Origin of the sequence: Aeromonas rivipollensis, from assembly GCF_010974825.1 — a bacterium.
Taxonomy (GTDB): Bacteria; Pseudomonadota; Gammaproteobacteria; order Enterobacterales; family Aeromonadaceae; genus Aeromonas; species Aeromonas rivipollensis.
In genome coordinates this window covers 16,399-29,653 of record NZ_JAAILA010000034.1, presented here as the reverse complement: position 1 = coordinate 29,653, position 13,255 = coordinate 16,399, and the positions used below count along the sequence as shown (strand labels likewise).

Annotated in this window: 8 protein-coding genes; 4 read left to right on the top strand and 4 right to left on the bottom strand. The window is 61.3% G+C overall.

Going from position 1 to position 13,255, the window contains the following annotated elements:
* Positions 1-2: 2 nt before the first annotated feature.
* From leuA to dapB, 4 genes are all read right to left on the bottom strand, one after another.
* Entirely contained in the window at positions 3-1,661 is a 1,659-nt protein-coding gene (leuA, locus tag G4923_RS18575) for a 2-isopropylmalate synthase (protein ID WP_163137949.1), read from the bottom strand.
* Positions 1,662-2,186: 525 nt separating this feature from the next.
* Positions 2,187-5,411 (bottom strand): carbamoyl-phosphate synthase large subunit, encoded by a 3,225-nt coding sequence (carB, locus tag G4923_RS18570; protein WP_106886452.1) that lies wholly within the window; start codon positions 5,409-5,411, stop codon positions 2,187-2,189.
* A 16-nt stretch (positions 5,412-5,427) separates the two neighbouring features.
* Positions 5,428-6,564 (bottom strand): glutamine-hydrolyzing carbamoyl-phosphate synthase small subunit, encoded by a 1,137-nt coding sequence (carA, locus tag G4923_RS18565; RefSeq protein WP_163137948.1) that lies wholly within the window; start codon positions 6,562-6,564, stop codon positions 5,428-5,430.
* Positions 6,565-7,232: 668 nt separating this feature from the next.
* Positions 7,233-8,045: a 4-hydroxy-tetrahydrodipicolinate reductase gene (gene dapB / locus G4923_RS18560; protein ID WP_163137947.1), complete on the bottom strand. Its 813-nt coding sequence runs from the start codon at positions 8,043-8,045 to the stop codon at positions 7,233-7,235.
* Positions 8,046-8,366: 321 nt separating this feature from the next.
* On the opposite strand from dapB, the gene G4923_RS18555 reads away from it, so the two are divergent.
* The 4 genes from G4923_RS18555 (at position 8,367) to serA (ending at position 13,059) form a co-directional block, all read left to right on the top strand.
* A complete protein-coding gene (locus G4923_RS18555; RefSeq protein WP_163137946.1) occupies positions 8,367-9,713 on the top strand; it encodes a Na+/H+ antiporter NhaC family protein in 1,347 nt (448 codons plus the stop codon).
* A 338-nt stretch (positions 9,714-10,051) separates the two neighbouring features.
* Positions 10,052-10,648, top strand: coding sequence for a 5-formyltetrahydrofolate cyclo-ligase (locus G4923_RS18550; protein WP_163137945.1), 597 nt, complete (start codon positions 10,052-10,054; stop codon positions 10,646-10,648).
* 171 nt (positions 10,649-10,819) lie between these two features.
* Entirely contained in the window at positions 10,820-11,473 is a 654-nt protein-coding gene (gene rpiA, locus G4923_RS18545) for a ribose-5-phosphate isomerase RpiA (RefSeq protein ID WP_025327396.1), read from the top strand.
* 353 nt (positions 11,474-11,826) lie between these two features.
* Positions 11,827-13,059 (top strand): phosphoglycerate dehydrogenase, encoded by a 1,233-nt coding sequence (gene serA, locus G4923_RS18535; RefSeq protein ID WP_163137944.1) that lies wholly within the window; start codon positions 11,827-11,829, stop codon positions 13,057-13,059.
* Positions 13,060-13,255: the final 196 nt, after the last annotated feature.

The window sequence follows — 13,255 nt, the reverse complement described above, 5'->3', positions numbered from 1 at the left end:
CCTCATGCACTCTGGCGCAGGGCGCGGATCTGGGCGGCGCCATTGATCACCGCCTGCAAGGAGGCGTTGACCACGTCGCGGCCTATGGCGACCCCGCACATGCGCACTCCGTCGACGCTCAGCAGCACATAGGCGGCGGCGCGGGATTCGGTGCCCGCCGTGAGAGCATGTTCCGAGTAGTCGAGCACGTCGATGTGCATGCCGGTCTGGCGCTCCCAGCCGTTGACCAGGGCCGTGATGGCCCCCTCCCCCTCACCACAGAGCTGCAGGCTGCCGTCCGGGGTCTGCAGCTCGAGGCGCAGTGTCTCCTGGCTGTCGTGACCAAGCTGGAAGCGGCCGATGCGATAACCGTGCACCGGCTCGAGGTAGTGCTGCTCGAACAGGGCGCGGATCTGCTCCGGGCTGATTTCGCTGCTGCTCGCCTCGGCTTGCGCCTGCACCCGGCGGCTGAAGTCGATCTGCAGCCAGCGCGGCAGTTGCAGGCCGAGGTCGCGCTCCAGCAGATAGGTGACGCCCCCCTTGCCGGACTGGCTGTTGATGCGGATCACCGCCTCGTAGCTGCGGCCCAGATCGGCAGGATCTATGGGCAGATAGGCCACATCCCAGTAGGCATCAGGCTTCTCGGCCGCCAGGGACTTGCGAATGGCATCCTGGTGGCTGCCGGAAAACGCCGTGTAGACCAGCTCGCCGGCATAGGGGTGGCGCGGGTGCAGGGCAATCTGGGTGCAGGCCCCCACGGTCGCCACTATGGCATCCATGTCAGCGAGATCCAGCTCGGGATCTATGCCCTGGCTGTAGAGGTTCATGGCCATGGTGACTATGTCCATGTTGCCGGTGCGCTCGCCGTTGCCGAGCAGGGTGCCCTCGATGCGATCGGCCCCCGCCAGCACCGCCAGCTCGGCGGCGGCCACGCCGCAGCCCCGATCGTTGTGGGTGTGGATGGAGATGCTCACCTCGGGGCGCGCCTTGAGGTGGCGGCAGAACCACTCCACCTGATCCGCGAACACATTGGGGGTGCTCACCTCGACCGTGGCGGGGAGGTTGAGGATCATGGGACGGGAGGCAGTGCGCCACTCGTCGATGACGGCGTCGCACACCTCCACCGCGAACTCCACCTCTGTGCTGCTGAAGCTCTCGGGGGAATACTGGAAGCTCCACTCTGTGCCGGGATTCCTGGCCGCGTATTCCCGCACCCAGCGCGCACCCTGCACGGCGATGGCCTTGACCCCCTCGCGATCTGTGTTGAACACATAGTTGCGCTGGGTCGGGTTGACCGAGTTGTAGACATGAACGATGGCGCGTTTGGCCCCCCTGAGGGATTCGAAGGTGCGGGCGATGAGATCTTCCCGGGCCTGCACCAGCACCTGAATGGTGACGTCCTCCGGGATAAGATCCCGCTCGATAAGCTCGCGTACGAAATCAAAATCGGGCTGGGAGGCGGCGGGGAAGCCGACCTCGATGTGTTTGAAGCCGACATGGGTCATCAGGGCCCACATTTGCAGCTTCTGGGCCACCGTCATGGGCTCGACCAGCGCCTGGTTGCCGTCCCGCAGATCCACGGCGCACCAGAGCGGCGCCTGCGTCATCACCCGGTTGGGCCATTGACGGTCCGCCAGAGCGATGACGGGGGCCGGGCGGTATTTGCGATGATCGAAGCTCATATTCAGATTCCCTTGGCAGATATGCTGAGGTGCCAGGCGACCGGGCAGGTAACAGAGGGGGCAAGGAGGGGGAGCGGGCTGGCGCGATAACGCTGGCCCTGACTGGCGGTGCGGCGGTTACCCCACAGCCGGTTTCCATTGGTCCCTATCGGTGGAAGGGGCCGACCAGGCTGGCGCGATAACGCCGGCCCTGATCCTCTCGCAACCCTCTGACACTGAATGCTTGCCGGTGCGGACGACCTTGTTTGCTCACGCATGTGATGAGAAACCAGTATAGGGAGGCGTTCGGGGTGAGTGATTGCGAAGATTGTTACCAATGGCATTCAATAGGCAATTTATGATTTCGTTTAGTCTATTTAAGGGCGTTTATCACCCTTCATCCTCGCTATTTACGTCACCTCGTGCATGAAGGGCCCATGCGCTCGGGATCCGCCGCCCCCGCCAAAAGAAACACCCCGCCATCGCTGGCGGGGTGTTGACAGGCTTGCTTCAGGGCCGGAAGAGTCGGCCCTGACTGCGCGCACCTTAGCGGTGCTTGACCTTGTGGTGCAGCTCCTGCACCGAGTTCACGTTGGCGGTGGCATCGACGCTGATGGCCATGCAGGTGGCGAAGGCCGCGTGCAGCGTGGTGGTGTAGGCCACCTTGTGCTGCAGGGCGCCGCGGCGCAGCTGCTTGGAATCCTGAATCGCCTGGCGGCCCTCGGCGGTGTTGACTATGTAGGTGTACTCGCCATTCTTGATGCGATCCAGAATGTGCGGACGGCCTTCATGCACCTTGTTCACCAGACGCGGGTTGATGCTCGCTTCACCTAAGGTCACCGCGGTGCCGTGGGTGGCGTCGAGGTCATAACCCAGCTCCAGCAGCTTGGCAGCCAGATTCACCACCCGCTCCTTGTCGCCGTGGCGCACGGAGAGCAGGGCGCGGCCTTCGCTCGGCACCTGGTGACCGGCACCCAGCTGCGCCTTGGCATAGGCCTCGGCGAAGCTGCTGCCCACCCCCATCACCTCACCGGTGGAGCGCATTTCCGGCCCCAGCAGCGGGTCGACACCCGGGAACTTGGCGAAGGGCAGTACCACTTCTTTGACCGAGTAGTAGGGCGGGATGATCTCGGTGGTGAAACCTTGATCCTGCAGGCTCTGGCCGGCCATGACACGGGCGGCAATCTTGGCCAGCGGCGCACCTGTGGCCTTGGAGACGAAGGGCACTGTACGGGCGGCACGGGGATTCACCTCGATGAGGTAAATCTCGTTGTCCTTGACCGCGAACTGGACGTTCATCAAGCCCACCACGCCGAGCTCCAGTGCCAATTTCCGTACCTGCTCGCGCATCTCGTCCTGGATGGCCTTGGACAGGGTGTAGGGCGGCAGGGAGCAGGCGGAGTCACCGGAGTGGATACCGGCCTGCTCGATGTGCTCCATGATGCCGCCGATGACCACGTCCACGCCGTCGCAGATGGCGTCCACGTCCACCTCGGTGGCGTCGTCGAGGAAGCGATCCAGCAGTACTGGTGACTCGTTGGAGACGCTCACGGCTTCGGCGAAGTAGCGGCGCAGATCCTGCTCGTCATAGACGATTTCCATGGCGCGGCCACCCAGCACGTAGGAGGGGCGAACCACCAGGGGGTAGGTGATGCGGGCGGCGACCTGTACCGCCTGCTCCAGGGCAGTGACTGTGCCGTTTTCCGGCTGCTTGAGGCCGAGGCGCTCGACGGCGGACTGGAAACGCTCGCGGTCTTCGGCGCGGTCGATGGCGTCCGGGCTGGTGCCGATGACAGGTACGCCGTTCGCTTCCAGGGCACGGGCAAGCTTGAGCGGGGTCTGGCCGCCGTACTGGACGATAACGCCCTTGGGCTGCTCGACCCGCACGATTTCCAGCACGTCTTCCAGGGTCACCGGCTCGAAGTAGAGACGGTCGGAGGTGTCGTAGTCGGTGGAGACGGTTTCCGGGTTGCAGTTGACCATGATGGTCTCGTAACCGTCTTCGCGCAGGGCCAGGGCCGCGTGCACGCAGCAGTAGTCAAACTCGATGCCCTGACCGATGCGGTTCGGGCCACCACCGATGATCATGATCTTGTCGCGAGTTGTCGGGGCCGCTTCGCACTCCTCGTCATAGCTCGAATACATGTAGGCGGTGTTGGTGGCGAATTCGGCGGCGCAGGTATCGACCCGCTTGTAGACCGGGAAGATGTTGTGGCGGGCACGGGCCTTGCGCACCTCGCCCTCGGCCACGCCGAGGATCTTGGCGAGACGTGCGTCGGCAAAGCCCTTGCGCTTCAGGGCGCGCAGGAAGTCGGCATCGAGCCCGGCCATGCCGCGCTCTTTTACCTCTTCTTCCAGCTTCACCAGCTCTTCTATCTGCACCAGGAACCAGGGGTCAATCTTGGTCAGCTTGAAGATACCGTCCATGGAGAGGCCGGCGCGGAACGCATCGGCTATGTACCAGATACGGTCACAACCGGCATCCTGCAGCTCGTGGCGGATACGGGTCAGGGAGTCGGGGGCATTGAGGTCCACCATGGGATCGAAGCCGGTCTTGCCGGTCTCGAGGCTGCGCAGCGCCTTGTGCAGGGACTCCTGGAAGTTGCGGCCTATGGCCATCACTTCGCCCACGGACTTCATCTGGGTGGTGAGACGGTCGTTGGCACCGGCAAACTTCTCGAAGTTGAAGCGCGGGATCTTGGTCACCACGTAGTCAATCGCCGGCTCGAAGGAGGCCGGAGTACGACCGCCGGTGATGTCGTTCATCAGCTCGTCCAGGGTGTAACCGATGGCGAGCTTGGCGGCGATCTTGGCGATGGGGAAGCCGGTCGCCTTGGAGGCCAGCGCGGAGGAGCGGGAGACCCGCGGGTTCATCTCTATGATGACCATGCGGCCATCTTTCGGGTTGATACCGAACTGGACGTTGGAGCCGCCGGTCTCGACGCCGATTTCGCGCAGCACCGCCATGGAGGCGTTGCGCATCAGCTGGTACTCCTTGTCGGTCAGCGTCTGGGCTGGCGCGACCGTGATGGAGTCACCGGTGTGGATGCCCATGGGGTCGAAGTTTTCGATGGCGCAGACGATGATGCAGTTGTCGTTGCGATCCCGCACCACTTCCATCTCGTACTCTTTCCAGCCGATCAGAGACTCATCGATGAGCAGCTCCTTGGTCGGGGAAAGATCCAGGCCGCGCTCGCAGATCTCGACGAACTCTTCGGTGTTGTAGGCGATGCCGCCACCCGAGCCACCCATGGTGAAGGAGGGACGAATGATGCAGGGGAAGCCGACCATCTGCTGCACCTTCCACGCTTCTTCCATGTTGTGGGCGATACCGGCACGGGGGCACTCGAGGCCGATGCTCTTCATGGCGATGTCGAAGCGACGACGATCTTCCGCCTTGTCGATGGCATCGGCGGTGGCGCCTATCATCTCCACACCGAACTCCGCCAGCACGCCGTGCTTCTCCAGATCCAGCGCACAGTTGAGCGCGGTCTGGCCACCCATAGTGGGCAGCACGGCATCCGGACGCTCTTTCTTGATGATCTCGCGCACCACTTCCCAGGTGATGGGCTCGATGTAGGTGGCGTCCGCCATCTCCGGGTCTGTCATGATGGTGGCCGGGTTGGAGTTCACCAGGATGACGCGGTATCCCTCCTCACGCAGGGCCTTGCAGGCCTGGGCGCCGGAGTAGTCGAATTCGCAGGCCTGACCGATGACGATGGGGCCGGCGCCGAGGATCAGGATGCTCTGTAGGTCGTTACGTTTTGGCATGGCTCTCTTTATCCTCTTAGGCGCGATACTGCTTAATCAATTCAATAAAGTGGTCGAACAGACCGGCACAATCGTGGGGGCCCGGGCTCGCTTCGGGGTGACCCTGGAAGCTGAAGGCCGGACGATCGGTGCGATGTATGCCTTGCAGGGAGCCGTCGAACAGGGAGACGTGAGTGGCACGCAGGCACTCGGGCAGGCTGTTCTCGTCCACCGCAAACCCGTGGTTCTGGGCGGTGATCATCACTGTGTTGTCGTCCAGGCTCTTCACCGGGTGGTTGGCACCGTGGTGGCCGAACTTCATCTTGACTGTCTTGGCGCCGGAGGCCAGACCCAACAGCTGGTGACCCAGGCAGATGCCGAACACAGGGGTGTTGGTCCCAAGGAAGGTCTTGATGGCTTCGATGGCGTAGTCGCACGGCTCGGGGTCACCGGGGCCGTTGGAGAGGAAGATGCCATCGGGATTCATCGCCAGCACCTCGGCGGCCGGGGTCTTGGCCGGTACCACTGTCAGGCGGCAGCCGCGGTCCACCAGCATGCGCAAGATGTTGCGCTTGACGCCAAAGTCGTAGGCCACCACGTGGTACTTGAGCTCGTCGGCCGCCGGGGTGACGTGCCCCTTGCCGAGCTGCCAGCTGCCTTCGGTCCAGGCGTAGGCGTCAGACACAGTCACTTCCTTGGCCAGATCCATCCCCTTGAGGCCGGGGAAGGCGCGGGCCTGGTTCAGGGCATGGGCTTCATCGAGTTGCTTGCCGGCCAGGATGCAACCGGCCTGGGCACCCTTCTCGCGCAGGATGCGGGTCAGTTTGCGGGTGTCGATGTCGGCGATGCCAACGATGTTGTGAGACTTGAGGTAATCGGAGAGGGATTGCTGATTGCGGAAATTGGAGGCAAGTATCGGAAGGTCCCGGATGATCAATCCCTGCGCGTGGATTTGACTGGACTCTTCATCTTCGCTGTTGGTGCCGGTGTTGCCTATATGGGGGTAAGTGAGGGTGACTATCTGACGGGAATAAGAGGGATCGGTGAGGATTTCCTGATAGCCCGTCATCGACGTATTGAAAACCACTTCACCAACGGAACATCCCTCGGCGCCTATCGACACGCCTTTGAACACAGTTCCATCTTCCAGCACTAGCAATGCAGTGTGATTCAAGACAACCTCCAGTTATTTAGCTTTAAATTCAGCAATTTACCTGGGTGTTGCGGGTCCGAACGCTGTTTGAAACAGGGCTCAAACCCGGCAGATTTCTGGCAAATTGGGCGCATTCTACTTAAAAACGATCGCATTTCAACGTCTTTTCTCGTTTGAAATGCATCTAAATTCAATAAACAAGCAACATTACCCATTATCTATGCACTAAAGCGCTTTGCAACCCCCTCCCCCAAAAGAAAAGCCAAAACCCGAAACAAAAGCATGCACCCATGCCACCCAACAGACAAAAATCGATATTTTATCGTTAATAAACAGATGAATATGAATTTAAAAAACAAACAACGAAAGCCAAAAAGCGCCATTTGGCGATAGAAAACTGACCGAGAAAAATAGAAAACGTTTTTCTTTGATTGCATTTTTAGTCTGTTTAGCTGGGTGTGAAAAAAGCGGACTACAGGGGAGATTGAGACCCAATCCCGTTACCCTCTGATGACATTTTTGTCGCATGAGTGTGGCACTGGAATGAGAAGGGGGCTATTTAGGCTAGTTCACCACAAAAGCGGCGCTTAATGCTTGTTTTTACAAAAACCATAAACAAAACCCCGGCGAGCCGGGGTCTGACAACCTGAACGTAGAGAGGAGAGCCCTGGTCGGGCTCCCACTGTGCCCTATTTGAGGTCGAGCACGTCCTGCATGTCGTAGAGACCCGCCCCCTGCTGGCCGAGCCACTTGCCAGCCCGCACGGCGCCATTGGCAAAGGTCAGGCGGCTCGAGGCCTTGTGGCTTATCTCCACCCGCTCGCCGATGTCGGCAAACATGACGGTGTGCTCCCCCACCAGATCCCCGGCACGAATGGTGGCAAAGCCGATGGTGTTGCGATCCCGCTCGCCGGTGATCCCCTCGCGGCCATAGACGGCGCACTCTTTCAAGTCACGTCCGAGGGTCTTGGCCACCACTTCCCCCATGGAGAGCGCGGTGCCGGACGGTGCATCCACCTTGTGCCTGTGGTGCCCCTCGATGATCTCGATGTCGGTGTAATCCCCCATCACTTTGGCGGCCTGCTCCAGCAGCTTGAACACCAGGTTGACGCCGACCGAGTAGTTGGACGCGAAGACGATGCCGATCTGCTTGCCCGCCTCTTGCAGCGCGGCCTTGCCTGCCTCATCAAAGCCGGTGGTGCCTATCACCATCTGCTTGCCATGGGCCAGGGCGAAGGCCAGGTTGGCCAGGGTCACCTCGGGACGGGTGAAGTCGATGATGAGATCAAACTCATCGCGCACCTTGTCCAGGCTGTCGCTGATGATGACCCCAAGTCGGCCCAGGCCATTGAGTTCACCCGCATCCAGGCCTATCACGGCAGAGCCAGGTCGCTCCAGCGCCGCACCCACCACCACGCCCTCGGCGTTGGTGATGGCCTCCAGCAGCACCTTGCCCATACGACCATTACAGCCCATCACGGCCACACGGATCGGATTGTCCATCTCCACCCTCTCATCTCTTTATTATGGAAAGAGACCGTTTTACCAGCCCGCGCCGGCTTTGAAAAGCCTTCCGTGGCCGCTCGCACAGTGCCGCCATATCAACAACAAATAGTTATTAAATCCGAATAATTGACGGATTTAATCAGTACATCAGAATCACAAGAGAAAAAGACTTATCCATCTGGACGTCTATCTTGACCGGATGCCCCCGACTCACTACTGTAAGCCCCCCATAGCGGCAGGATGCCTACCCTGTGTCCGAGCATACTCGGGCCAACACAGGCTGCGACAGGAGGTCATTGTTCAAGTTTCGAGGAACACATGATCCAGACCCAACCCAGTGCCAGAGCCCTGCTGCCCCTTCTGGTCTTTCTTGCTCTCTTCATCGGTACCGGCACCTGGCTGACCCTGCAGGGGGTCGAGTTCGCCTTCTACCAGTTACCCGCCCCCGTGGCCGCCCTGCCCGCCGTCATGCTGGCGCTGATGCTGGGCAAAGAGGGCTTCAACCGCAACCTTGAGACCTTCTTCAAGGGGGTGGGTGACAGCAACATCATGGCCATGTGCCTCATCTATCTGCTGGCGGGCGCCTTCGCCACCGTGGCCAAGGCCACCGGCGGGGTGGATGCCACCGTCGCCCTCGGCCTGTCGCTCATCCCGGGCTGGTTCCTGCTGCCGGGGCTCTTCCTCATCTCCGCCTTCATTGCCACCGCCATGGGCACCTCAATGGGCACCATAGGGGCAGTGGCCCCCGTGGCCCTCGGCGTCGCCCAGGCCACCGGCATAGATCCCGTGCTGATGGCGGGCACCATTCTCTCCGGCGCCATGTTCGGCGATAACCTCTCCATCATCTCGGACACCACCATAGCCGCGACCCGCAGCCAGGGCTGCGAGATGAAGGACAAGTTCCGCGAGAACGTCAAGATTGCCACCCCCGCCGCCGTGCTGGTGATCCTGCTCTACCTGCTGCTGGGCTCCACCGGTGATGCCCCCACCGCCACCGCCAGCGCGGATCTGCTCAAGGTAATGCCCTACCTGCTGATCCTGGTGCTGGCACTCGGTGGCATGAACGTCTTCGTGGTGCTCGGCCTTGGCATACTGGCCGCCGGTGGCGTAGGCATGATCGGAGGCTATCCCCTGGGCCAGTTCAGCAAGGACATCTACCAGGGCTTCACCAGCATGCAGGAGATCTTCCTGCTCTCCATGCTCATCGGTGGCCTCGGCGCCCTGATGGAGCGCCAGGGAGGCCTTGCCTGGATCAGCGCCCGCATCGCCGCCCTCATCGCGCGCTTCACCCGTCATCATGACGGCGAGCAGAACGAGAAGGCGGCCGAGCTCGGCATCGCCGGCGTAGTGGGGCTGACCAACCTCTGCACCGCCAACAATACGGTGGCCATCATAGTCGCCAGCAAGGTGGCCCGGGATCTGGCTGAGCATCACGGTGTCACCCCGCGCCGCGCCGCCTCCATGCTGGATATCTTCTCCTGCGTGGTGCAGGGCTTGATCCCCTGGGGCGCCCAGGCGCTGCTGCTGGGCTCCATCTTCGCCCTCTCCCCCCTGGCCGTGGTGAGCATGAGCTTCTACCCCATGGCCCTGGCCCTGGCCGCCATAATCGCCGTCTTTATCAAGCATCAGGTACGCGGCGGCGCCGATAGTCGACAGGTCGCCTGATCATCAGCTTCTACCGCTGATGGGCAATGGGGCTGGCCGCACTCGTCGCCGTCTTTATCAAGCACCAGGTGCGCGGCGGCGCCGATAGTCGACAGATTGCCTGATCATCAGCTTCTACCACTGAGACCTGGGGCTGGCCGCCATAATCGCGGTGTTCGTCAAGCATCAGCTGCGTACGGCGGCCGAGCCCTCCCCCCAGAGCTGAGTCAGGGCCCTCGCTGGCCGGGGACGATCCCATCGTCCTCGGCCAGATCCCGGCACAGTCCCTTCCCCACTTTTCATCCCGATGGCCCCTTGTTAAGGTAACTCTGCCCTTTAGCCCCACCACAGGAGCACCCATGCCGGATACCCAACCCGAGCGGCAGAGCCTGCGCCAACTCATCCGCCAACGCAGAAAGAGCCTGAGTCAGGCCGAGCAGCAGGCGGCGGCCCAGCAACTGGTCACGCGTTTTCAGGAACACCCCGAGATCCAGGCGGCCAGACGCATCGCCCTCTATCTGGCCAATGACGGCGAGCTCGATCCCCTGCCCGCCATTCACTGGCTCTGGAGCCAGCGCAAGGAGGTCTACCTGCCGGTGCTGCACCCCTTCACCCCGGGTCACCTGCTCTTCTTGCGCTACACCGCCACCAGCCCCATGACCCGCAACCGTTATGGCATCGCCGAGCCCGAACTCGATGTGCAGCAGGTGCTGCCCCACAGCATGCTGGATCTCATCTGCACCCCGCTGGTGGCCTTCGATGCCGAGGGCAACCGGCTCGGCATGGGGGGCGGCTATTACGATCGCACCCTGGCCTGCTGGCACGAACACGGGCTGGGCCCAAGGCCGCTGGGGCTCGCCCACGACTGCCAGCAGGTGGAGTCAGTGCCCCAGTCGCAGTGGGACGTGCCGCTGCCCCAGATCATCACCCCCGCCCGTTGCTGGCGCTTCTCCTAGCAGGCACTGCCCTGCTGCCGGGGGACAGGTTCCCCTTCCCCCGCACATTGGTTCAATAAACAGGCAAACGATTTACATCTTGGGGCTTTTTGCCCCGGAACGTGACCGCCATGGTCGCTCTGGGCAGGATGCTTGGATATAATGCGCCCGCTTTTTCCATAAGGATCCATCATGACTCAAGATGAAATGAAGAAGGCGGCCGGTTGGGCTGCGCTCAAATACGTGGTACCCGGCACCATAGTCGGGGTGGGCACCGGCTCTACCGTCAATCACTTCATCGACGCACTGGCGACCATGAAGGACGAGATCAAGGGCGCGGTATCGAGCTCCATCGCCTCCACCGAGCGTCTCAAGGGTTTCGGCATCCCGGTGTTTGATCTCAACGACATCGATGCCCTCTCCGTCTACGTGGATGGTGCCGACGAGATCAACGGGACCCGCGACATGATCAAGGGCGGTGGCGCCGCCCTGACCCGCGAGAAGATAGTCGCCGCCGTGGCCGACCAGTTCATCTGCATCATCGACAACACCAAGACAGTCGAGGTGCTGGGCCAGTTCCCGCTGCCGGTCGAAGTGATCCCCATGGCCCGCGAATACGTGGCCCGCGAGATCAGGAAGCTGGGTGGCAACCCAGTCTGGCGTGAGGGTGTGGTGACCGACAACGGCAACATCATTCTTGACGTCAAGGGCATGGCCATCACAGACGCCAAGGGGCTGGAAGTTCAGCTCAACGCCATCGTTGGCGTGGTCACCAACGGCCTGTTCGCCCACCGCGGCGCTGACGTGGTACTGATCGGTACTCCGGATGGGGTCGTCACCCAATAAGGCATCTGCCATGGTCGGCGTGGTCACCAACGATCTATCTTCCGCCCATCGCGGCGCTGACGTGGTATTGATTGGCACGCCAGAGGGCGTAGTCACGCAATAAGGCTGACTGCGGGGGGGCACGCGGGGTCACCAGACCCCATTATTGCCCCCGCGAATGGACAACGGCGCCTGATGGTGCCGTTTCTATTTATGGCTCAATGGGTTGCACCAAGCAGGCTGCAAAAAACGTTGATAACTTCAAAGAATTTGACTTTCGTCACAAATATTCCCTCTCCCAAACGTTTTTGCTACTTTACGGTTTTCTTCACACTGCAAGCCTGAACGCATTTTCAAACAATAGAGGGAACGTCATGACAGCCAAGTTTTCGCTGGACAAGGATAAGATCAAAGTACTGCTGCTGGAGGGAGTGCATCCCAACACGGTAGAGACCTTTCGGGCAGCCGGATACACCAATGTTGAGTATCTGAAGACCTCACTGTCGGAAGAGGAGCTGATCGAGCGCATTCGTGACGTGCATTTCGTGGGCCTGCGTTCACGCACCCAGATCACCGAGAAGGTGCTGGATGCCGCTGGCAAGCTGGTCGCCATCGGTTGCTTCTGCATCGGCACCAACCAGGTCTCCCTGGATGCCGCCCACGTGCGCGGCATCCCCGTCTTCAACGCCCCCTTCTCCAACACCCGCTCCGTGGCCGAACTGGTGCTGGGTGAGATACTGCTGCTGCTGCGCGGTATCCCCGAGAAGAACGCCAAGTGCCATCGCGGCGTCTGGGAGAAACTCGCCAACCGTTCGGTGGAAGCCCGCGGCAAGAAGCTCGGCATCATAGGCTATGGCCACATCGGCACCCAGCTTGGCATCATCGCCGAGATGATCGGCATGAAGGTCTACTACTACGACATCGAGAACAAGCTGTCGCTGGGCAACGCCATCCAGGTGCCGAACCTGGTGGAGCTGCTCAACATGTCTGATGTCATCAGCCTGCACGTGCCGGAGACAGCCTCCACCAAGGATCTCATCGGTGTCGAGCAGCTGCGCATGATGAAACCGGGCGCCATCTTCATCAACGCCTCCCGCGGTACCGTAGTGGACATAGATGCCCTGGCCGACGTCATCAAGAGCGGTCACCTCTCCGGCGCCGCCATCGACGTCTTCCCGAGCGAGCCCAAGTCCAACGACGAGGAGTTCCTGACCCCGCTGCGCGGCCTGGACAACGTCATCCTGACCCCCCATATCGGCGGTTCCACCCAGGAAGCCCAGGAAAACATAGGTCTGGAAGTGGCCAACAAGCTGGTCAAATACTCAGACAACGGCTCCACCCTCTCCGCAGTCAACTTCCCGGAAGTCTCACTGCCGGGCCACAAGGGCTCCAGCCGTCTGCTGCACATCCACCGCAACCAGCCGGGCGTGATGAACCAGATCAACCAGATCTTCGCCGACGAGGGGATCAACATCGCCGGTCAGTACCTGCAAACCAGCAGCGAGATCGGTTATGTGGTGATCGACGTGGAGACTGAGCACAGCGAGAAGGCGCTCTCCCGTCTCAAGGAGATCAACGGCACCATACGTGCCCGGATCCTGCACTGATGCCCTGAGCCGGTTGCTCGGCCAGCAAAAAGCCCGTCATATGACGGGCTTTTTTATGTCGCGATGCTCAACGCACGTCCGCGTCTTTGCTCCTTTGCCCCCTTCTCCCCTCGCGGGAGAAGGGTTGGGGATGAGGGGCGAGAAGATACAACCCTCACCCTGCCCTCTCCCAGAGGGAGAGGGTGCAAACTCACCC

What these genes read in the sequence shown, in the direction of transcription:
- G4923_RS18555 (WP_163137946.1), top strand. Translation starts at nt 8,367, where the DNA reads ATGATCCAGACCCAACCCAGTGCCAGAGCCCTGCTGCCCCTTCTGGTC.
- dapB (WP_163137947.1), bottom strand. Translation starts at nt 8,045, where the DNA reads ATGGACAATCCGATCCGTGTGGCCGTGATGGGCTGTAATGGTCGTATG.
- serA (WP_163137944.1), top strand. Translation starts at nt 11,827, where the DNA reads ATGACAGCCAAGTTTTCGCTGGACAAGGATAAGATCAAAGTACTGCTG.
- rpiA (WP_025327396.1), top strand. Translation starts at nt 10,820, where the DNA reads ATGACTCAAGATGAAATGAAGAAGGCGGCCGGTTGGGCTGCGCTCAAA.
- carB (WP_106886452.1), bottom strand. Translation starts at nt 5,411, where the DNA reads ATGCCAAAACGTAACGACCTACAGAGCATCCTGATCCTCGGCGCCGGC.
- G4923_RS18550 (WP_163137945.1), top strand. Translation starts at nt 10,052, where the DNA reads ATGCCGGATACCCAACCCGAGCGGCAGAGCCTGCGCCAACTCATCCGC.
- leuA (WP_163137949.1), bottom strand. Translation starts at nt 1,661, where the DNA reads ATGAGCTTCGATCATCGCAAATACCGCCCGGCCCCCGTCATCGCTCTG.